General features: G+C 23.5%; 21 protein-coding genes and 3 tRNA genes. 12 read left to right on the forward strand and 12 right to left on the reverse strand.

The genetic code is table 11. The features are described 5' to 3' along the window. Nucleotides 1–51: 51 nt before the first annotated feature. The 7 genes from leuD to minC form a co-directional block, all read right to left on the reverse strand. Nucleotides 52–663 (reverse strand): 3-isopropylmalate dehydratase small subunit, encoded by a 612-nt coding sequence (gene leuD, locus RJT40_RS01110; RefSeq protein WP_343182365.1) that lies wholly within the window; start codon nucleotides 661–663, stop codon nucleotides 52–54. Between the two features lie 23 nt (nucleotides 664–686). Further along, complete coding sequence (gene leuC, locus RJT40_RS01115; protein ID WP_343182366.1) at nucleotides 687–2,087, reverse strand: 3-isopropylmalate dehydratase large subunit; 1,401 nt, start codon at nucleotides 2,085–2,087, stop codon at nucleotides 687–689. Nucleotides 2,088–2,089: 2 nt separating this feature from the next. Next, on the reverse strand, nucleotides 2,090–3,184 hold the full coding sequence (gene leuB, locus RJT40_RS01120) for a 3-isopropylmalate dehydrogenase (RefSeq protein WP_343182367.1): 1,095 nt from the start codon (nucleotides 3,182–3,184) through the stop codon (nucleotides 2,090–2,092). A gap of 57 nt (nucleotides 3,185–3,241) precedes the next feature. Further along, on the reverse strand, nucleotides 3,242–4,795 hold the full coding sequence (gene leuA, locus RJT40_RS01125) for a 2-isopropylmalate synthase (RefSeq protein WP_343182368.1): 1,554 nt from the start codon (nucleotides 4,793–4,795) through the stop codon (nucleotides 3,242–3,244). 78 nt (nucleotides 4,796–4,873) lie between these two features. Beyond that, complete coding sequence (locus RJT40_RS01130) at nucleotides 4,874–5,122, reverse strand: cell division topological specificity factor MinE (protein WP_343182369.1); 249 nt, start codon at nucleotides 5,120–5,122, stop codon at nucleotides 4,874–4,876. A gap of 3 nt (nucleotides 5,123–5,125) precedes the next feature. Next, nucleotides 5,126–5,938: a septum site-determining protein MinD gene (gene minD, locus RJT40_RS01135; RefSeq protein ID WP_343182370.1), complete on the reverse strand. Its 813-nt coding sequence runs from the start codon at nucleotides 5,936–5,938 to the stop codon at nucleotides 5,126–5,128. A gap of 28 nt (nucleotides 5,939–5,966) precedes the next feature. Beyond that, nucleotides 5,967–6,665 carry a septum site-determining protein MinC gene (gene minC, locus RJT40_RS01140; protein WP_343182371.1) on the reverse strand — a complete coding sequence of 233 codons (699 nt, stop codon included), beginning with the start codon at nucleotides 6,663–6,665 and terminating at the stop codon, nucleotides 5,967–5,969. A gap of 106 nt (nucleotides 6,666–6,771) precedes the next feature. Here minC and RJT40_RS01145 point away from each other — a divergent pair, with 106 nt between their 5' ends. Further along, complete coding sequence (locus RJT40_RS01145) at nucleotides 6,772–6,894, forward strand: hypothetical protein (RefSeq protein ID WP_343182372.1); 123 nt, start codon at nucleotides 6,772–6,774, stop codon at nucleotides 6,892–6,894. A gap of 50 nt (nucleotides 6,895–6,944) precedes the next feature. After that, nucleotides 6,945–7,793: a methyltransferase gene (locus RJT40_RS01150; protein WP_343182709.1), complete on the forward strand. Its 849-nt coding sequence runs from the start codon at nucleotides 6,945–6,947 to the stop codon at nucleotides 7,791–7,793. Nucleotides 7,794–7,799: 6 nt separating this feature from the next. Here the strand turns inward: RJT40_RS01150 and RJT40_RS01155 are convergent. Together RJT40_RS01155 and RJT40_RS01160 are read right to left on the reverse strand one after the other, a co-directional pair. Then, nucleotides 7,800–7,885, reverse strand: a tRNA-Leu gene (locus RJT40_RS01155). Between the two features lie 20 nt (nucleotides 7,886–7,905). Then, a tRNA-Cys gene (locus RJT40_RS01160) sits at nucleotides 7,906–7,976 on the reverse strand. A 173-nt stretch (nucleotides 7,977–8,149) separates the two neighbouring features. Here RJT40_RS01160 and RJT40_RS01165 point away from each other — a divergent pair. The 10 genes from RJT40_RS01165 (at nucleotide 8,150) to ptsG (ending at nucleotide 15,715) form a co-directional block, all read left to right on the forward strand. Then, nucleotides 8,150–8,237 (forward strand) — tRNA-Ser (locus tag RJT40_RS01165). A 364-nt stretch (nucleotides 8,238–8,601) separates the two neighbouring features. After that, the gene (locus RJT40_RS01170) at nucleotides 8,602–9,525 is read left to right on the forward strand and encodes an RluA family pseudouridine synthase (RefSeq protein ID WP_343182373.1); all 924 of its coding nucleotides are present in this window, start codon (nucleotides 8,602–8,604) and stop codon (nucleotides 9,523–9,525) included. A gap of 53 nt (nucleotides 9,526–9,578) precedes the next feature. After that, nucleotides 9,579–9,758 (forward strand): 50S ribosomal protein L32, encoded by a 180-nt coding sequence (rpmF, locus tag RJT40_RS01175; protein WP_343182374.1) that lies wholly within the window; start codon nucleotides 9,579–9,581, stop codon nucleotides 9,756–9,758. 76 nt (nucleotides 9,759–9,834) lie between these two features. Continuing rightward, complete coding sequence (locus RJT40_RS01180; protein ID WP_343182375.1) at nucleotides 9,835–10,764, forward strand: acyltransferase domain-containing protein; 930 nt, start codon at nucleotides 9,835–9,837, stop codon at nucleotides 10,762–10,764. Then, entirely contained in the window at nucleotides 10,751–11,485 is a 735-nt protein-coding gene (gene fabG, locus RJT40_RS01185) for a 3-oxoacyl-ACP reductase FabG (protein ID WP_343182376.1), read from the forward strand. Before RJT40_RS01180 ends, fabG begins: the two co-directional genes overlap by 14 nt. Before the next feature lie 70 nt (nucleotides 11,486–11,555). Next, entirely contained in the window at nucleotides 11,556–11,795 is a 240-nt protein-coding gene (locus tag RJT40_RS01190) for an acyl carrier protein (protein WP_343182377.1), read from the forward strand. A 15-nt stretch (nucleotides 11,796–11,810) separates the two neighbouring features. After that, nucleotides 11,811–12,449, forward strand: coding sequence for a dTMP kinase (gene tmk, locus RJT40_RS01195; protein WP_343182378.1), 639 nt, complete (start codon nucleotides 11,811–11,813; stop codon nucleotides 12,447–12,449). Continuing rightward, nucleotides 12,440–13,426: a DNA polymerase III subunit delta' C-terminal domain-containing protein gene (locus tag RJT40_RS01200; RefSeq protein WP_343182379.1), complete on the forward strand. Its 987-nt coding sequence runs from the start codon at nucleotides 12,440–12,442 to the stop codon at nucleotides 13,424–13,426. The genes tmk and RJT40_RS01200 overlap by 10 nt, the downstream gene beginning before the upstream one ends. A 16-nt stretch (nucleotides 13,427–13,442) precedes the next feature. Beyond that, the gene (locus tag RJT40_RS01205) at nucleotides 13,443–14,273 is read left to right on the forward strand and encodes a TatD family hydrolase (RefSeq protein ID WP_343182380.1); all 831 of its coding nucleotides are present in this window, start codon (nucleotides 13,443–13,445) and stop codon (nucleotides 14,271–14,273) included. A 5-nt stretch (nucleotides 14,274–14,278) separates the two neighbouring features. Continuing rightward, nucleotides 14,279–15,715: a PTS glucose transporter subunit IIBC gene (gene ptsG / locus RJT40_RS01210; RefSeq protein WP_343182381.1), complete on the forward strand. Its 1,437-nt coding sequence runs from the start codon at nucleotides 14,279–14,281 to the stop codon at nucleotides 15,713–15,715. Nucleotides 15,716–15,790: 75 nt separating this feature from the next. Here the strand turns inward: ptsG and RJT40_RS01215 are convergent, their stop codons facing one another. The 3 genes from RJT40_RS01215 to RJT40_RS01225 all read right to left on the reverse strand — a co-directional run bounded on the left by RJT40_RS01215 (nucleotide 15,791) and on the right by RJT40_RS01225 (nucleotide 19,483). Beyond that, nucleotides 15,791–16,921: a porin gene (locus RJT40_RS01215; protein WP_343182382.1), complete on the reverse strand. Its 1,131-nt coding sequence runs from the start codon at nucleotides 16,919–16,921 to the stop codon at nucleotides 15,791–15,793. 96 nt (nucleotides 16,922–17,017) lie between these two features. Continuing rightward, nucleotides 17,018–18,418: an asparagine--tRNA ligase gene (asnS, locus tag RJT40_RS01220; RefSeq protein ID WP_343182383.1), complete on the reverse strand. Its 1,401-nt coding sequence runs from the start codon at nucleotides 18,416–18,418 to the stop codon at nucleotides 17,018–17,020. Nucleotides 18,419–18,538: 120 nt separating this feature from the next. Further along, complete coding sequence (locus RJT40_RS01225; protein WP_343182384.1) at nucleotides 18,539–19,483, reverse strand: rhodanese-related sulfurtransferase; 945 nt, start codon at nucleotides 19,481–19,483, stop codon at nucleotides 18,539–18,541. Nucleotides 19,484–19,527 lie beyond the last annotated feature (44 nt).

Raw genomic sequence — 19,527 nt, forward strand, 5'->3', positions numbered from 1 at the left:
CTACACACTTTAAAAAAATAAAGTACATGTAGTTTATTAAAAATATATTAATTATTTTATATTTAAAAAAAAATTAGGTATTCTTTTTTCATATTTTTTAATTTTATTAATATTTCGCAACGTTAAATCAATATTATCTACCCCATTTAATAAACATTTTCGGTAAAAATCATCAACAAAAAAATCATATTTTTTATTTTCAATTACTAAAGAATTGTCAAGTAAATTTACTGTTGCCTGAATCCCAGGTTGATTAAAAATTATATTAAAAATTTCATTGATGAAATTTTCAGATAATGTAATTAATAATAAATGATTATTAAAACTATTATTATAAAAAATATCAGCAAATTTAGAGGAAATAATTACTTTAAATCCATAATCTAATAAAGCCCATACAGCATGTTCTCTGGATGAACCACAACCAAAATTATTACGTGTAATTAATATACTAGCAGACTGATAACAAATTTTATTTAATACAAAACTTTTATTTACTTGTTTTTTATCTCCTTTTATAAATCTCCAATTATAAAATAAGCTTTCTGAAAAACCAGTACGATTCACTGTATGTAAAAATTGCTTGGGAATAATAGCATCTGTATCAACATTAGATATATCTAATGGAACAATTATACCAGTATGATTAATAAACTTCTTCAATGTATACCTCGATATAAAATAAATTATAATAAATTCCTAACATCTTGAAATTTTCCACATAGTGCTGCTGCTGCAGCCATGGCTGGACTTACTAAATGCGTTCTAGTTCCACGTCCTTGTCTATTTTCAAAATTACGATTACTAGTTGATGCGCATCGATCTTCTGCATGTAATTGATCATCATTCATACCTAAACACATAGAACAACCTGGTAATCTCCATTCAAATCCAGAATTAATAAATATTTTATCTAATCCTTCTTGTTCAGCTTGTTCTTTCACTACTTTTGATCCAGGAACAACAATGGCTTGAACTTGATGATGAATATGTTTATTTTTTATAACTCGAGCAGCTGTTCTTAAATCTTCTATTCTTGAGTTCGTACATGATCCAATAAATACTTTATTAACTTTTATATCTGTTAACAACATACCGGATTTTAAACCCATATATAATAATGATTTTTTTGATGTTTCATAATATAATTTATTATTTAACTTATCAAGATATGGAATTGGTTCATTAATCGATATCACTTGACTAGGATTTGTTCCCCATGTTACTTGAGGAGAAAGAGAATCGATATTAATATATATTGTTTTATCGAATTGAGCATCAATATCTGATTGTAAATTTTTCCAATATTTCATTGCAATATCCCAATTATTACTTTTTGGGGAATATCTCTTATTTTTTAAATAATCAAATGTAATATCATCTGGTGCAATAATTCCAGATTTTGCTCCCATTTCAATTGCCATATTGCACAACGTCATACGACCTTCCATGCTTAATTGGGATATTACCTCTCCGCAAAATTCTACAACATATCCTGTACCACCTTCTACTCCAACAGTTTTAATGACAAATAATATTATATCTTTTGCATCTATTCCTTTTTTTAATTTACCACAAAGATGAATTTTCATTGTTTTATAACGTTTTTGTTTAATTGTCTGTGTTGCAAAAACATGTTCTACTTCTGATGTTCCAATACCAAAAGCTAATGCACCAAATGCACCATGTGTTGAAGTATGAGAATCTCCACAAACAATTACCATTCCTGGTAGTGTCATGCCCTGTTCTGGACCAATAACATGTACAATACCCTGATTAGGATGATGTAAATCATATACAGGAATATTAAATTCTTGACAGTTTTTAAGCAATGTTTGTATTTGAATTTTTGAAAATTGATTTAAATTATTTATATCATTTGTTTTAGTTGAAACATTATGGTCCATAGTTGCAAAAGTTTTATTTGGACAACGAATAGATCTGTTATTAAATCGAATAGCATGAAATGCTTGAGGTGATGTTACTTCATGAATTAAATGTAAATCAACATACAAAATGGATGCATCTATTGTATCTTGATGTATTACATGTTGATCATATATTTTTTCATATAATGTTTTTCCCATATTTATATCTCTTTAATAAGTGTATTAGAGATTATATCTCCCATATGTGAAGTTGTGATATAATCATTTTGGTTATCAATAATATCAAATGTTCTATAACCCATTTTTAATGTTTTTTTTACAGATTCATATATTGCATCAGATAATTCAAATAAACCCATACTATAACGCAATAGTAATGCAATAGATAAAATTTGTGCAATTGGATTAGCAATATTTTTACCTTGAATATCTGGAGCTGAACCACCAGCTGGTTCATATAAACCAAAATTTTTTTCATTTAAACTAGCAGAAGCTAACATCCCAATCGAACCAGTAATTGCTGCACATTCATCAGATATAATATCACCGAATAAATTTGAACATAAAATAATATCGAATTGACTAGGATTTTTAATAATTTGCATAACTGCATTATCGATATATAGATGTGATACTTCTATATGAGGATATAATTTGGAAACGTTATCAACGACTTCTCTCCATAACTTAGAACTTGATAATACATTTGCTTTGTCTATAGAAACAATTTTTTTTTTTCTTGTATTTGCAATTCGAAAAGCTAAATGTGCTATTCTTTCTATTTCAGATTCATAATATTTTTCAGTATCAAAGGCATATTTTTTATTATTTTTATTATATTTTCGACCCGATTTTCCAAAATATATTCCCCCAGTTAATTCACGTATACATAATATATTTATATCAGAATGAATAACTGTATGACGTAATGGAGATAAACTTTTTAATTCTGAATATAAAACAGAAGGTCGAATATTTGCAAATAAATTAAAATATTTTCGTAATGGAAGTAACGCTCCTCTTTCTGGTTGTTCATCATCTGGAAAATGTTTCCATTTTGGCCCACCCACCGAACCTAATAGAATTGCATTTGATCTTTCACATCCTAATAATGTACTTTTAGGCAATGCAGATCCAAATTTATCTATTGCTATGCCTCCAATATCATATTCATGTATATTAAAATTTATAAAACATTTTTTTTTTAAAATATTTAAAATTTTATATCCTTCTCGCATGACTTCTGGACCAATTCCATCACCGGGGAGTACAGCTAAATTAAATGTTTTTTTCATATATTATATAATTATATAGTTAATTAAAGTATGTTATATTAAATTGTAATTATTATTTTATTTTTCTTTCGAAAATTTATTTAATTGTAAAATTACTTGGTTTGCTCTCCAAATATTATTTAAGACATTTATCATTGCTTTGACAGAAGATTCAATAATATCCGTTGCTAATCCTATTCCATGAAATTTTCTATTTTTATATTCAACTATAATATCCACTTGCCCCAATGCATCTTTCCCCTTCCCTTTAGCAAATAATTGGAATTTTTGCAATAACATAGAGTAACCAGATATTTTATGTAATGCTTGATATACTGCATCTACCGGTCCGTTACTCGTAGTAGAAAATTTAGTAATTGTATTTTTCCCACATATTAAAGATACTGATGCAGTTGAAAAACCACTAGAACTGGATTTTACATGAAAATGATCTAAAATAAAATATTCTGGGTTTTCTTGTTGATTATTGATAAATGCCAATGCTTCTAAATCATAATCAAAAACCTGACCTTTCTTATCTGCTAATTTTAAAAACGATGCATATAATTCATCGATATTATATTCACTATTTTTATATCCCATTTGTTGCATTCGATGTCGTACTGCAGCCCTACCGGAACGGGAAGTTAAATTTAATTTCACTTCTTGTAAACCAATGGTTTTTGGTGAAATTATTTCATAATTCTCTCTATTTTTTAAAATACCGTCTTGGTGAATACCAGAAGAATGGGCAAAAGCATTACTACCGACAATTGCTTTATTCGGAGGAACAGAGATATTACAAATTTGGCTAATTATTTTACTAACACGATATATTTCTTTTTTTTCAATTGTAGTATGTACTTTAAGTATGTCTTTTTTAACAGCAATCGCCATAATTACTTCTTCCAAAGCAGCATTTCCTGCTCGTTCACCAATACCGTTAATTGTACCTTCAATTTGTCTCGCTCCTGCTGCAATAGCTGAAATTGAATTCCCAACCGCCATACCTAAATCATCATGACAGTGTACAGATATTATTGCTCGATCTATATTTGGAACTTTCTGATATAAAGTATGAATAATATTACTAAATTGATTTGGTAATGTATAACCTACAGTATCAGGAATGTTAATTGTTTTAGCACCAGCTAAAATAGCTTTTTCTACTATTACACATAAGTTATCTAAACAAGTTCGACCTGCATCTTCACAAGAAAATTCAACATCATCTGTATATCGTTTTGCTCGTTTTATTCCACGTATTGCCATATCAACGATTTCATCAAAATTTTTTTTTAATTTAGAATACATATGTAAATTTGATGTTCCTAAAAAAACATGTATACGAAAATTATTTAAAACGGACATAGCATCTGCAGCTACATCAATATCTTTATCGAGACATCTTGCTAAACTACAAATTGTAGTATTCTTTATTTTTTTTGATATTTCTCGAACAGAATCAAAATCTCCAGGAGATGAAATTGGAAATCCAACTTCCATAACATCAACTTTCATTCTTTCCAGTGCAATTGCAATTTGCAATTTTTCTTTTACGCTTAAGCTTGCTTGTAGTGCTTGCTCACCATCCCGAAGAGATGTATCAAAAATAATAATTTTTTCACTCATAATTTTCCTATTATAAAGTTTTAAATTAAACAAAATTCATATTTTATATTTGTATTATTTATATATAATATAAATATTTCATTTTCGTGATATAATATTTAAATCTAAAGTTAAATTATACGGTGTTTTTTGATGAAATGTTACATGAATTAAATTTGCAGTCATCTGAGAATTTTGATTAATAACAGATAATAATTCTTTTTTTAATTTTACAAAATAAGTTGAATGGACAATTCTTTTTTTTTTAGAAAACATAAATTGTAATCTTTTTTTTGCAATATATGCTGTATGTTTTTTTTTATATACAAAAAAACCTAATAATGACATTATTTATCTCCAAAAAAATCTTTTAAAAAAACCTATTTTTTCTTCTTTTAAAAATCTAAAATCGCATTGTTTCCCTAATAATCTATCTACTGTATCACAGTATGCTTGCCCAGCATGAGAAGAATAATTTAATATTACTGATTTTCCTTGATTAGATGATTTTAATACAGATGAATCTTCTGGAATCACTCCAATTAAAGGAATACGCAAAATATCTATTACATCTTCCATACTGAGCATCTCTCCTTGATTGACACGCATCGGATTATATCGATTAATTAATAAATATTCTTTTACTGGAAGTGAATTCTTTTCAGCTCTCTTAGATTGTGAAGCAATAATTCCTAAAATACGATCTGCATCTCTTACAGAAGAAACCTCTGGATTAGCTATAATTACTGCTTCATCAGCAAAATACATAGCAATAAATGCCCCTGTTTCAATTCCAGCAGGAGAATCACAAATAATAAATTCAAATTCCATATTTAATAATTCTTTAAATAAAGCACTAATACCCTCTTTTGTTAATGAATCTTTATTTCTAGTTTGTGAAGCAGGTAGAATAAATAAATTTTCTGTATATTTATCTTTTATTATAGCTTGATTAATTGATACATCTCCTTCAATTACATTAATTAAATTATAAATAACACGTCTTTCACAACCCATAATTAAATCTAAATTACGTAATCCAATATCAAAATCAATTACTATTGTTTTATTACCCTGTCGGGCAAGTCCAGTAGCAATTGCTGCACTAGAAGTAGTTTTCCCTACCCCTCCTTTCCCTGAAGTAATTGTAATAATACGAGTCATATACGTATTCCATATTTATGTATATTATTTAAAATAATGGTTTAATAGATAAATTATAATCTTTAAGAAAGATATGTACACTTTTCCCTAAAAAAATAGAAGGTATTTTTTCAATTAATAAATATTCTCCTGCAATAGAAACTAACTCAGCAAAAAAATTAGTACAAAAAATATTTTTTGTAATATCTCCATTAAATCCAGCTAAAACCCTTCCTCTCATTTCTCCATATACATGTATATTTCCATCAGCAATTAATTCAGCTCCTGTATTAACATGGTTAAGAATAATTAAATCTGATTTACAAACAAATATTTTTTGACCAGATCGTACTGGTTGATCAATAATTGTAGATTGCATTTTCTTATTTTGATAAGAAAAAGATTGATTTTTTGCACAATTATTCTTTTTTACATATTGTTCTTGATAATTTAAAATAGGCAAACCAGATTGAAGAATTAAATTTTTCAATATCTTGTTTTTACAATTAAGAATACCAACAATTTTTAATCCAGTAGATAAAATTGCTGTTTTCATTGTTTTCCAATTTATTTTAGATTGTAAATAAGATATATTCAATATTATTGAAGCATTTTTAAATAAAAATGGTTTTATTCTCATTTTTTTTAAGATTTCATGTTTTACAATATGTGCAGCACTAGTATTAATATATAGTACTAAAAATGTAAAAACATGACCTTGAAATTTAATTGGTTCATTTTTTAGCATATTTTTAAAATATTAATTTAAACATATAATAAAAAATATATAATTTACAATTATATATTTTATAATCAAAAAAAAAACAATTTATATTATATATAGTGTAATCTAAATGAAAAAAAAAGAAGATAAATTATATGAAGAAAGTATAATAATAAAAAATTATTTAAATAATACCGATAAAAATTTCATTCTATTTTCAGGAGATATGCAAGACAATTTTTTTTTTATTTAAACAAAAATCAAAATAAGTTTCATATACAAAAATGCTATGATGAAAAAAGAATAAAAAAATATAATAAAAATAACTTTTATTTTCGAATTTTCCCAAAAAAACAAAATATTTTAAATTGCAATATGATTGTATTTTTTTGGATAAAAAATAAAACTGAATCAATATTTCAGTTAACATACATATTATCAATAATTCAAAAAAATAAAAAAATTCTAATTATCGGAAAAAATAAATTTGGAATTAAAAGTATTACAAAAAAAATGCATGAATGGATGTATATAAAAAAAATTTTATACAAAAAAAAATGTACTGTATATTTAAGTTATAAAAAAAAAAAAGTAAATTTTGCACTAAAAAATTTTTTTAAAAAACATATCTTATATAATCAAATTATTATTACCCTTCCAGGAGTATTTGGATATAAAAAAATAGATCCAGGTAGTATATTGTTAATTTCTACTTTTAATAAAAGTATTCAAGGAAAAGTATTAGATGTTGGATCTGGTTCGGGAATTTTATCTGTTATGTTACATAAAAAAAATAGTAATATTAAATTAACATTAATTGATAATAACAGTACTGCTTTGTTATGTAGCAGATATTCTTTAAAAGAAAATAAAATAATTGGTAATGTTTTTTATAGCAATCTTTTTTCTCATGTTCAAGAAAAATATAATTTTATTATATCTAATCCACCCACTCATTATGGAAATTTGAATAATTTAAAAATAGTTCATGAATTAATTAAACAATCCGTTAATTTTTTGCACAAAAATGGTGAATTAAGAATTATATTACACTCTAATATATCATGTACAGAAATATTACTTCAAGAATTTGGAAACTACAAAATTTTAAAACAAAAAAATCATTACAAAGTATACCAATCAATACTATAATTTTAATACCCAGAGCGGGAATCGAACCCGCAAAGCTGTTAAGAGCCGAGGGATTTTAAGTCCCTTGTGTTTACCTATTTCACCATCTGGGCTTAACGAAAATTATAAAATTAGGCGCGTTCTGGAGTCGAACCAGATTATACGGATTTGCAGTCCGCTACATAACCAATCTGTCAACGCGCCAAAATTATTTCATCCAATTAAATTGTACAATGTATTAAAATTTTTGTCTAATAATATTTTATTTGTAAAAAAAAATCACACCTTAAGAATAATATTCTTATTCAATTAAAAACTTTACATTGTATATAATATATATTATTATATTTATTGATACAATTATTTTTAAAGAATTAGGAGGGGTGGCCGAGTGGTTGAAGGCAGCGGTCTTGAAAACCGCCGATGAGTATTCCTCATCCGAGAGTTCGAATCTCTCCTCCTCCAATAAAAAAAATAAAAAAAAATATTAAAATCTATATTTTTAAAAATGATTTTTTAAAAAAATATAAATAAAATGATTTTATAAAAAATTTTTTTTGAAAATATAAAATATAAAATATAAAAAATAAAATATTAAATATTTATCAAGTATTATTTTTTATATTTTTTATTAAAAAACTATATTCAAAATAACCTTTTTTGACTTTTAAAATATAATTATTTTTTTTTAAATTCAATATTTGATATCATAGTATTATTAAAAGAGTATATTTAATTTAATCATATATTTTGTATGTATTAAAATTTCTATACAATATAGGTATTAAAAGATGAAAAAAATTAAAAAAATAATACATAAAAAATCAATATGATTCAAAAAAAGATAATAATTATTGATAATAATTACAGTAACCAAAGAATAGATAATTTTATAAAAACTCAATTTTATAAAATTCCGAAAAGTTTATTATATAAAATAATCAGAATAGGAAATATTCAAATCAATAATAAAAAAGTTCATCCAAGTTATAAACTCCAAAAAAGAGATGTATTGTCTTATAATAATATTTTACAATATAAAAAAACAGATAAAAAAAAATCCGTTTTAACTACATACATGAAAAAAAATATTATCTCCAGCATATTATATGAAGATAAATATTTATTAATAATCAATAAACCATGTGGCATTGCAGTTCATGGAGGTAGCGGCATTAAGTTAGGAATAATAGAAATGATTAGGTTAATAAAACCAGAATATCGGTACATTGAATTAATTCACAGATTAGATCGCGATACTTCAGGAATTTTAATGTTATCCAAAAAAAGATCAATGTTAAGAATTATGCATGAAAAATTCCGTGAAAAAAAAATTAAAAAAAAATATATTGCGTTAATTCATGGAAATTTAATTCCAAATAAAAAAATTATTTCTTTCCCATTAAAAAAAACAAATTATCAAAATAAAAAAAAAGTTGTATTAGATATATACGGAAAAAAATCAATTACAGTGCTAAAAGTAAAAAAAAGATTAAATCAAACAACATTCATTGAAATAATACCTAAAACAGGAAGAACACATCAAATTCGTTTTCATACATCACATATTGGATATCCAATTGTATTTGATAAAATTTATGGAAATAAAATACTAGATTATAAAATTGACAAATCATATAAATCAAAAAAAATGTTATTACATGCTTATGAAATATCATTTTTACATCCATATAAAAAAAAAATTTTTTTTATTCAAGCGCCATTGTGTAAAAGATTTAAAAAATATCTTTAAATCAATATCTTATAAAGAAAAAGTATTATATACATATTATAAATGAGGGAAATATGGCTGTACAAAAAAGTAAACCAACACGATCAAAAAGAGGAATGAGAAGATCTCACAAAAAAATTAAAATTTTTTGTTTATCTCAAGATAAATACAGTAAAGAAATGCATTTAAGACATCATATGACAAAAACATTTTTTTACAAAGGAAAAAAATTATTAAAAGATAAAAAAGATTAAATAATTTTAAAACATATTAATATCACTATTCGAACAAAAAAATATTCGGTATATAATTTGAAACATGAATTTTTCCATGATCTTCCCTGGCCAGGGATTACAAAAAATTAATAAATTAATTTCATTAAATAAAAAATACAAAATTATTCAAAATACTTTTCATCAAGCATCAGAATGTCTAAAATATGATTTATGGGGAAAAATTAAAAAATTCCATCAATATAATATAAAAATAAAAAATATACAACCATTAATTTTCACAGCTTCTGTATCAATATATAAATTATGGAAGTTTCTTGGAGGAAAAAATCCTAAGATGACTTCTGGACACAGTTTAGGAGAGTATGCAGCTTTAGTATGTGGGGGGGTAATAAATTTTTCTGATACAGTTAAATTATTACAAAAAAGAGAATATATGATGCAAAAAATATCTCAAAAATATAAAACCAGTATGGAAATAATTTTCGGATTAAATAAAACATCCGTGAATAAAATAATTAAAAAACATAATTTTACTAAAAAAATTAATATTTCTAGTATTAATGCAAACAAACAAATTGTAATTACTGGATTTAAAAATGAAATAAAAAAAATTATTCCAGATATTTATAAAAAAAAAGCACGTATTATGAAACTTCCTATAAAAATAGCTGGACATTTTATGATTATGAAAAAAGTTAAAAGAAATTTTTCTAAAAAAATAAAAAAAATCCCTATAAAAGATGCAAAATATTCTATTATAAATAGTATTACTGTAAAAAAATATAATTCAAAAAGTAATCTCAGAAAATCCTTAATAAATCAATTATTTTATCCTGTACAATGGAAAAAAACAATTGACTTAATTTTAAAAAAAACAAATATCATTTTAGAAATAGGAACAAATGATTTTTTAATCAAATCAATTCAAACAAAAAAAAAAGTTAAACTAATTTCTATCAATAATATAGAAAATATTAATACAGCTATCAATCTAACAAAAAAAAATGTTTATGAAAAAAAATAAAAAAATTGCCCTAATTATTGGAGCAAGTAAAGGAATTGGATTAGAAATAGCTAAAAAATTATCTTTAAATAATATTTTTGTTATTGGAACAAGCACTAATATTAAAGGAAAAAAGATCATTCAAGAAAAAATTCAAAATTTAGGATTAGGAATGATTTTAAACTTAAAAAACTTAAAAGATATAAAAATATGTATTCAAAAAATACATAAAAAATTTAAAAAAATTGATATATTAATTAACAATGCTGCTATTAAACATGATAAATTAATTATAAATATGGATTATCATGATTGGTCAAAAGTATTAAAAATTAATTTAAACTCAATATTTTATATATCAAAATTAATAGTAAAAATTATGCTTCAAAATAGATATGGAAGAATCATAACAATAGGTTCTACAATAGGTAGTACCGGAAATATTGGTCAAAGTAACTATGCTGCATCCAAATCTGGTTTAATAGGTTTGAATAAAAGTTTAGCATTAGAAGTTGCTAGAAAAGGAATTACTGTTAATATCATTTCTCCTGGTTTTATAAAAACCGGAATGACAAAATTGCTTACAGATCGTCAAAAAAAAAAATACAAATCGACAATCCCTATGAAACGTTTTGGTAATCCTGAAGAAATTGCATCTATTGCATTATTTTTATCTTCAACAGAAGCATCTTATATTACAGGACAAACAATACATGTTAATGGTGGGGTATATATGAATTAATATTTATATATTATAATATTTATAAATATATTATAATTATATTATTCTTTCTTTTTTTTGTTAAAAAAATATGAAAAATATAGAAAAAAAAATAAAAAAAATTATTTCACAAATTACAGAAATAGAATTAAAAAAAATTAACAACACAGATTTTTTAATTAAAGATTTAAATCTTGATTCATTAGATATCATTGAAATTACTATGGCGTTAGAAGATATTTTTAAAATAGAAATTTCAGACGAAGAAATTGAACAATTTAAGACAATTAATTCTATTATTGAATATATTAAATTAAAAAAAAATAAATAATACATAAGATATAAAATGAATTTTTTAGATAGTAAATTTATTGCAATTGAAGGATTAGATGGATCAGGTAAAACTCATTCCATAAATATAATAAAAAAAATATTTAACCAATATCAAATTCCGTATATTATTGTTCGTGAACCAGGAAGTACTCCATTATCAGAAAAAATAAGAAAAATAATTAAAAATGATAATATATATGAAAATATTAATAAAAAAACAATTCTTTTATTAATATACGCAGCACGTATGCAATTAATTGAAAATTTAATTCAACCTGCATTAAAAAATAATATTTGGGTAATTGCAGATAGATATGTTTTATCTTCATATGCATATCAGGGAGGGGGTTTTAAAATCCATCAGTCGATTATACAACAAATAAACAAAATTGTTGTAAAAAAATTATTACCTCATTTAACAATATATTTAGATGTAATTCCAAAAATTGGATTACAAAGAGTCTTAAGAAGAGGAAACATAGATGCAATAGAAAAAAATAATTTAAATTTTTTTATTAGAATAAGAAATATGTATTTAAAATACATTAAAAAAAATAAAAATATCATAAAAATTAATGCAAATCTGAAAAAAAATATTGTACATGAAAACATTAAAAACACATTAATTAAATGGTTAAAAAAATGTATATAAAAACATTTTCTTATTTAAATAAAATATATAAAAAAATAATCATTAATTATCAAAAAAAAAAATTACATCATGCAATTATTGTAGAATCATATTATTTATATGATATTTATTGGTTAATTTATTGTATTAGTAAGTGGATTTTATGTCATAATAAATTAAATATTTATGCATGCGAAACATGTACAAGTTGTATTTTAATAAAAAAAAAAAATCATCCTGACTTTTATATTTTCCATCCCAACAAATTAGATAAAATATGTGATATTGAAAAACTAAGAAAAATAATTATCAGCATTCAAAATACACCACAACAAAATCAAAATAAAATTTTATGGATTCCAAATTATCATACACTAACGTTGTTCAGTATTAATACTCTTTTAAAGATTTTAGAAGAACCTCCAAAAAATACATTTTTTTTTATTGGAAATATTATTGGTAATACTTTACATCCTACATTTAGAAGCAGATTACTATTACATCGTATACCTATTGTTACTGAAAAATTTATTTTAAATTGGATAAAGAAAAAAAAAATATATAACCAAAAAAAATTTTTCATTGAATTTCGAATTAATAACCATGATTTTCATGCTACGATACAATCAATTAAAAAAAAAATGTGGGTCAAGAGAAAATTTTTATATCAAACTATTCATAGTTTAATAAATCAAAAAAATTTTTTAAAATTATTACCTATATTAAATAACAAAGAATGTATTATTCAATTAAATTGGATTATTTTATTATTTTTAGACAGTCTAAAAAAAAAAAGTAATATTTTTTATACTATTATTAATATTGATTATATTGATTTAATCCACAAAATAAACCAAACATATTCTTATTTTTATATATCTAAAATATTAGATATATGGATAAAATGCAGATATCAAATTTTTACAATAAAGAATATTAATCAAGAATTGTTAATTTTAAAAAATTTATTAAAATGGAATATCTTTCATAACAAATAAATTATACAAAAATCATATGCACGAGAAAAAAATATTTTTAATTGATTCACATTGTCATTTAAACTTAATTTCATGTTTAAAAAAAAAAAATAATATAAAATATATTTTAGAAAAATCATTCCGATCGCATGTTTATTTATTATTAACAGTTTCTGTATCTCTTCAAGATTTTAAAAATTCAGTCAAATTGTTTAACAAATATAAAAATATTTTATATAGCTGCGGAATACACCCATTAAATCATGACATTCAAAAAGCAGAACAATTTACAAAATTAAAAAATTTAATTTTAAATAACAAAAATATCATTGCATTAGGAGAAACAGGATTAGATTTTTACAAATATAATACAACAAAAAAAGAACAATGTTTTGCATTTGAAAATCATATCGAACTGAGTATCAAATATAATAAACCTTTAATTATTCATACTAGAAACGCAAAAAAAAAAACATTGGATATTCTTTCTCAAAAAGAATATCAATCGTGTTACGGAGTAATACATTCATTTACTGGTGATATCGATATGGCAAGAAGATTATTAGACTTAGGATTTTATATTTCGTTTTCTGGAATTATTACATTTAAAAATGCCAAAGATATAAAAGAAATTGTTAAATTTATCCCAATAAATAAAATATTGATTGAAACTGATTCTCCTTATTTAACGCCAGAGCCTGTACGAGGAACAATAAATATGCCATCTTATTTATTATATGTGGCAAAATATATTTCAAAATTAAAAAAAATAAATATATATGATATGGCAAAAATTATTAAAAAAAATTTTTTTTCACTATTCAACTTACCTAAAATAAAATTAAATAAAATTATATACAGGAAATGATTTATATGATAAAAAACATGTTTTCTAATTTACAAAAACTAGGCAAATCATTAATGTTACCTGTATCAGTATTACCTATCGCAGGAATTTTATTGGGAATAGGATCGGCCAACTTTCATATTTTTCCTCCAATCATCTCTCATGTTATGTTGGAGGCAGGAGGTGCAGTATTTAAAAATATACCATTAATATTTTCAATAGGAATTGCATTAGGATTCACTAATAATGATGGAGTATCTGCATTAGCAGCAGTAGTATGCCATGAAATTATGATCAAAACTACTACTGTTATAATTCCATTAATTACAATACATTCTAATACACATCATCAATATTTTAGTGACACAGGTGTATTAGGCGGAATTATCTCTGGAACAATCACAGCATATTTATTTAATAAATTCTCAACAATACAATTACCAGAATATCTAGGTTTTTTTTCTGGAAAACGTTTTATACCAATGATTTCCGGATTATTTGCGATATTATTTGGATGTATATTATCTTTAATTTGGCCATCCATCAGTAATATTATTGAATTGTTCTCACAATGGGCTGCATATCAAAATCCTATGTTAGCATTTGGTATTTATGGTTTTGTTGAACGAGCATTGATACCGTTTGGTTTACATCACATTTGGAATGTTCCATTTCAAATGCAAATTGGAGAATATAAGAATTCATTTGGACAAGTTTTTCATGGAGATATTGCAAGGTATATGGCTGGCGATCGAACTGCGGGAAAATTAGCTGGAGGTTTTTTATTTAAAATGTATGGATTACCAGGTGCTGCATTTGCTATTTGGAATAGTGCAAATAAAAAATATAGATCAAAAGTTGGAGGAATTATGATTTCTGCAGCTTTAACAGCATTTCTAACAGGAATTACAGAGCCAATTGAATTTTCATTTTTATTAACTGCTCCAATATTATATTTTGTACATGCAGTTTTAGCAGGATTAGCATTTCCAATTTGTATTGCATTAGGAATGCATGCTGGAACAAGTTTTTCACATGGATTGATTGATTTTATCATTCTTAGCGCAAATGGAAAATCAATATGGTTATTTCCAATTGTTGGAATTGTATATGGATTAATTTATTATATTATTTTTTATTTCTTAATTACTTACTTTAATCTGATGACACCGGGAAGAGAAATTATTCAAGATAATATAATTGTTAAAACTCCAAAAGAATTAGCTCCTTTGTTAATTTGCGCTTTGGGTGGAATTAACAACATTGATCATTTAGATGCTTGTATTACGAGAATTAGAGTAACTGTAAAAGACATAAATAAAATAGAACAAATTAAAATAAAAAAATTAGGTGCATCTGGTATTGTCATTTCAGGTTTAGGAGTACAAATAATTTTTGGAACTAAATCTGATAATTTAAAAACTGAAATGGACATACACATCAAAAAAAATAAAAATAAATAAAATTATGTATTTTATTTAAAATATTATACTTCTATTATTTTATTTAAATAATGATAGAAGTATAAAACTACTTATTTAAAAATTATAGACTATACCACTTTTTAAAATATTTTTTTTATTATATGAATGATCTATATGATTATATAAAATATTAAAAGAATTACCTATATAAATAAAAATATTTTTATTAAAGTAATATTTTACCGATGCATAAATTTGTTCTAATTGATAATATCTTTTATATTTTTGTAACAAAATAAAATCTCTAGAAACAATATCATTTTTATTATAAAAATCATATTCATGATATATATTTGAATAACTAATATCTGTAAAGATGTGTGAACTTACTTTATATTCTGTATAAATATTAAAACTCTTATAATTGTAAAAAGAGCAACCAATTGAATTGATTGGATCAATACGATAAATATTATTATAACACGATGATATATTTAAATGATGACCAACATATTGACCTGATAAAGAATATGACTCATTTTTATATTGTGATAAATTATATAAAACAGGATGTATATAATGATTAATATTAGTTAAATAAACACCAGAAAGACTAAATCCAGTATTTTTAAAATCATACTTTATAAACTGACTTATAATATCATTGGTAATTTTATTATCATGACTAGAGTATTGATATTGCGATGCTACAGTTAAGTTATCTATTAAACCAAAAAAATTTACATTATGATAAGTAATTGAATTTTCTACATCAGAATTTAAATATTTTTGCTGTTTGAATAGTATGTCAGAATGATCATTTTTCACATTTCCTCGAGACATTTTATTAATTTCATACATGAAATTATGATCTTTCCCTATTTCTAACAATCCAATTTTATTAACATAAATCCCTATAACTAATGGATTAATATACTTCACTTGAATTTTGCTATATTTTGAAATAGTGTCTTCTTTTTTCACCTGTAGACCACATTTAAAATAACTAAATATATCACTTCCATTTTGTTTAATTCCATACAACATCAAATTTAATAAATTATTATAATTCTTATAATCAGAATCTTTTTTATCGATATTACAAGTATTTTTTTTATATTGCGTAAATGTTGCATCTCCATATATCTTAATATTTTCACTTTTATAAATAGTTAATGCATGTGCTGAATTAATAGAAAAAAAGATTACAAAAATCATTATTAAAAAATTGTTTATTTTAATCATATATAATAATCTCATATTATTAATAAATAAAAATAAATAAATATCAATTGTATTATTATATCTTAAAAACAATAATATGCATAGCAAAAAATTCTATCAACATAATAAATTATTTACAGTTCTCGGAAATGGAATTAAATCTTTAACATTTTTTATACCAGTAATATAAGACAATAATCTTTCAAAACCTAAACCAAAACCAGAATGAGGAACAGTACCATAACGACGTAAATCTAAATACCAATCATAGTCTTTAATATTTAACTGTAGTTCTAAAATTCTCTTTTTTAATACAGATATTCTTTCTTCACGCTGTGAACCCCCAATGACCTCTCCTATATTTGGTAGTAATAAATCCATAGCAGAAACGGTTTCTTTATCTTTATTCATTCTCATATAAAAAGATTTTAAATTTTTTGGGTAATTTTTAATAAAAATTGGTGATCGAAAATGATGATTTACAAGATATTTTTCATGATCAGAAGAAAGATCATCTCCTTTCTGGATATCATATAAAAACTTATCCTTAGAACGTTGTAAAATTTCAATAGCTTCAAAATATTCAATTTGAGTAATTTTATTTAATATAAATTTTTCTAATCTTTGAAATATACTTAAATCTATTTTTTGATACAAAAAATTTATATCAGGTACACAATGATCTAAAACATGTCGAATAATATGTTTAATTAAATTTTCAGATATTAAAATAATATCATTTAAATCTGTAAATGATTCTTCTATCTCTAACATCCAAAATTCTGACAAGTGACGAGTGGTATTAGAATTTTCAGCTCGAAAAATTGGACCAAATGTATATACCTTTTTCATAGAACACGCATAAGATTCTGCAGTTAATTGCCCAGAAACTGTCAAAAATGATTCTTTTCCAAAAAAATCTTCTTGAAAATTTACTTTTCCAGATTCGTTTATTGGAAGATGATGAAAATTTAATGTTGAAACACGAAACATAGCACCAGCTCCCTCAGCATTTAAACTGGTAATAATTGGTGTAGAAACCCAAAAATAATTATTTTGACGCAAATAGTCATGCATTGCATAAAAAATTTCATTCCTTAATCGAGTAATGACACTGATCAAGTTAGTACGTGATTTTAAATGAGGAATTTTCCGCAAATATTTATTAGTACATTTCTTAGAAGATATAGGATAATACTCAGGTTGATCAACCCATCCAAAAACATTAATTTTTTTTACTTGAATTTCATACCGTTGTTTCTTTCCAAGAGAATATATTAATTTTCCTATTACACAAATTGAACATCCTATGCTTAATTTTAATACTTCTGTATCATAATTGAGTATATTTTTTCGAATTAAAACTTGTATTGTATTAATACAAGAACCATCATAAATATCAATAAATGAAATTCCAGCTTTTGAATGTCTTCTATTACGCACCCATCCAAATATTTTAATTGTTTGATTAACAAATAAATTATTTTCATATACTTCTTTAATTAATAATAATTTCATTTTAAAAATCCTATTTATTTATAAAATCAAATTAAATAAAATTATACTAAGTATTAATATTAATAGTAAAAATACTAGTATCGATGAATTATATATATGAAAAAACTTCAGATATAATATTTATTTTTTTGAAAAATAATTTTTTTTACATTGTGATGAACAAAAATAAGAATATTTTTTAGAACACAATGTACATTGAATAAATAATTTATGACAAAAGTCATTTTTACAATTTATATAGTCATCACATGGTATACCACAATTATAACATATAGATAGAATATCATTCGATATTCTTTCTGCAATACGATTATCAAAAACAAACATTTTTCCTTGGAATTTAATTTCAAAATTATTTTTACGTGATTCATATAAATAATTTAAAATACCTCCATGTATTTGGTATACTTTGTTAAATCCATTATGTTTCAACCATGCTGTTGCTTTTTCGCAACGAATTCCTCCTGTACAATACATAACTATGTTTCTTTTTTTATATTTTTTTAAAAAATCTACAATTATTCTCAATTGAGATCTAAAAGTTTCTCCAGGTATTTTTATTGCATTAATAAAATGACCAATAACATATTCATATTCATTGCGCATGTCAACACAAATCGTATCTTTTTTTTTTAATATGTTATTAACATCGCTAATCTTTAAATAATTTCCAACATTATTAAAATCAATATTTTTATCTTTTAAACCATCGGATATAATTTTTTTACGTATTTTAATTTGTAACATCCAAAATGATTTTCTTATATCTAAAGATTGATTAATATGAATGTTGTAAAAAATATTATCTAAATTAGATAAACAAATTTTAAACTGATTGATATTTTCTTTTAAAACACTAATTTGAGCATTTACACCTTCCTTCGAGATATAAATTCTTCCAAAAATTTCTAACTTTAAGAAAATAATATACATTTTATTTCTTAAAGTAATAGGATCATTGATATCACAATACTTATAAAAAGATAATGTATATCTTGATCGAGAATCATGTAACATATCTATTTTCAGTTGCTTTTTTGAATAAATATTATGTAATAATTTCATAACATTCCCAATAAAATAAAAATATTTCAACTATTTTATTTAAA

The organism is Buchnera aphidicola (Shivaphis celti), from assembly GCF_039349365.1.
GTDB lineage: Bacteria > Pseudomonadota > Gammaproteobacteria > Enterobacterales > Enterobacteriaceae > Buchnera_L > Buchnera_L aphidicola_AL.

Coding starts and splice junctions, on each gene's coding strand:
- leuC (WP_343182366.1), bottom strand. CDS start 2,087: ATGGGAAAAACATTATATGAAAAAATATATGATCAACATGTAATACAT.
- leuB (WP_343182367.1), bottom strand. CDS start 3,184: ATGAAAAAAACATTTAATTTAGCTGTACTCCCCGGTGATGGAATTGGT.
- leuA (WP_343182368.1), bottom strand. CDS start 4,795: ATGAGTGAAAAAATTATTATTTTTGATACATCTCTTCGGGATGGTGAG.
- RJT40_RS01130 (WP_343182369.1), bottom strand. CDS start 5,122: ATGTCATTATTAGGTTTTTTTGTATATAAAAAAAAACATACAGCATAT.
- minD (WP_343182370.1), bottom strand. CDS start 5,938: ATGACTCGTATTATTACAATTACTTCAGGGAAAGGAGGGGTAGGGAAA.
- minC (WP_343182371.1), bottom strand. CDS start 6,665: ATGCTAAAAAATGAACCAATTAAATTTCAAGGTCATGTTTTTACATTT.
- RJT40_RS01145 (WP_343182372.1), top strand. CDS start 6,772: ATGAAAAAAAAAGAAGATAAATTATATGAAGAAAGTATAATAATAAAA.
- RJT40_RS01170 (WP_343182373.1), top strand. CDS start 8,602: ATGATTCAAAAAAAGATAATAATTATTGATAATAATTACAGTAACCAA.
- rpmF (WP_343182374.1), top strand. CDS start 9,579: ATGGCTGTACAAAAAAGTAAACCAACACGATCAAAAAGAGGAATGAGA.
- RJT40_RS01180 (WP_343182375.1), top strand. CDS start 9,835: ATGATCTTCCCTGGCCAGGGATTACAAAAAATTAATAAATTAATTTCA.
- fabG (WP_343182376.1), top strand. CDS start 10,751: ATGAAAAAAAATAAAAAAATTGCCCTAATTATTGGAGCAAGTAAAGGA.
- RJT40_RS01190 (WP_343182377.1), top strand. CDS start 11,556: ATGAAAAATATAGAAAAAAAAATAAAAAAAATTATTTCACAAATTACA.
- tmk (WP_343182378.1), top strand. CDS start 11,811: ATGAATTTTTTAGATAGTAAATTTATTGCAATTGAAGGATTAGATGGA.
- RJT40_RS01200 (WP_343182379.1), top strand. CDS start 12,440: ATGTATATAAAAACATTTTCTTATTTAAATAAAATATATAAAAAAATA.
- RJT40_RS01205 (WP_343182380.1), top strand. CDS start 13,443: ATGCACGAGAAAAAAATATTTTTAATTGATTCACATTGTCATTTAAAC.
- ptsG (WP_343182381.1), top strand. CDS start 14,279: ATGATAAAAAACATGTTTTCTAATTTACAAAAACTAGGCAAATCATTA.
- RJT40_RS01215 (WP_343182382.1), bottom strand. CDS start 16,921: ATGATTAAAATAAACAATTTTTTAATAATGATTTTTGTAATCTTTTTT.
- asnS (WP_343182383.1), bottom strand. CDS start 18,418: ATGAAATTATTATTAATTAAAGAAGTATATGAAAATAATTTATTTGTT.
- RJT40_RS01225 (WP_343182384.1), bottom strand. CDS start 19,483: ATGAAATTATTACATAATATTTATTCAAAAAAGCAACTGAAAATAGAT.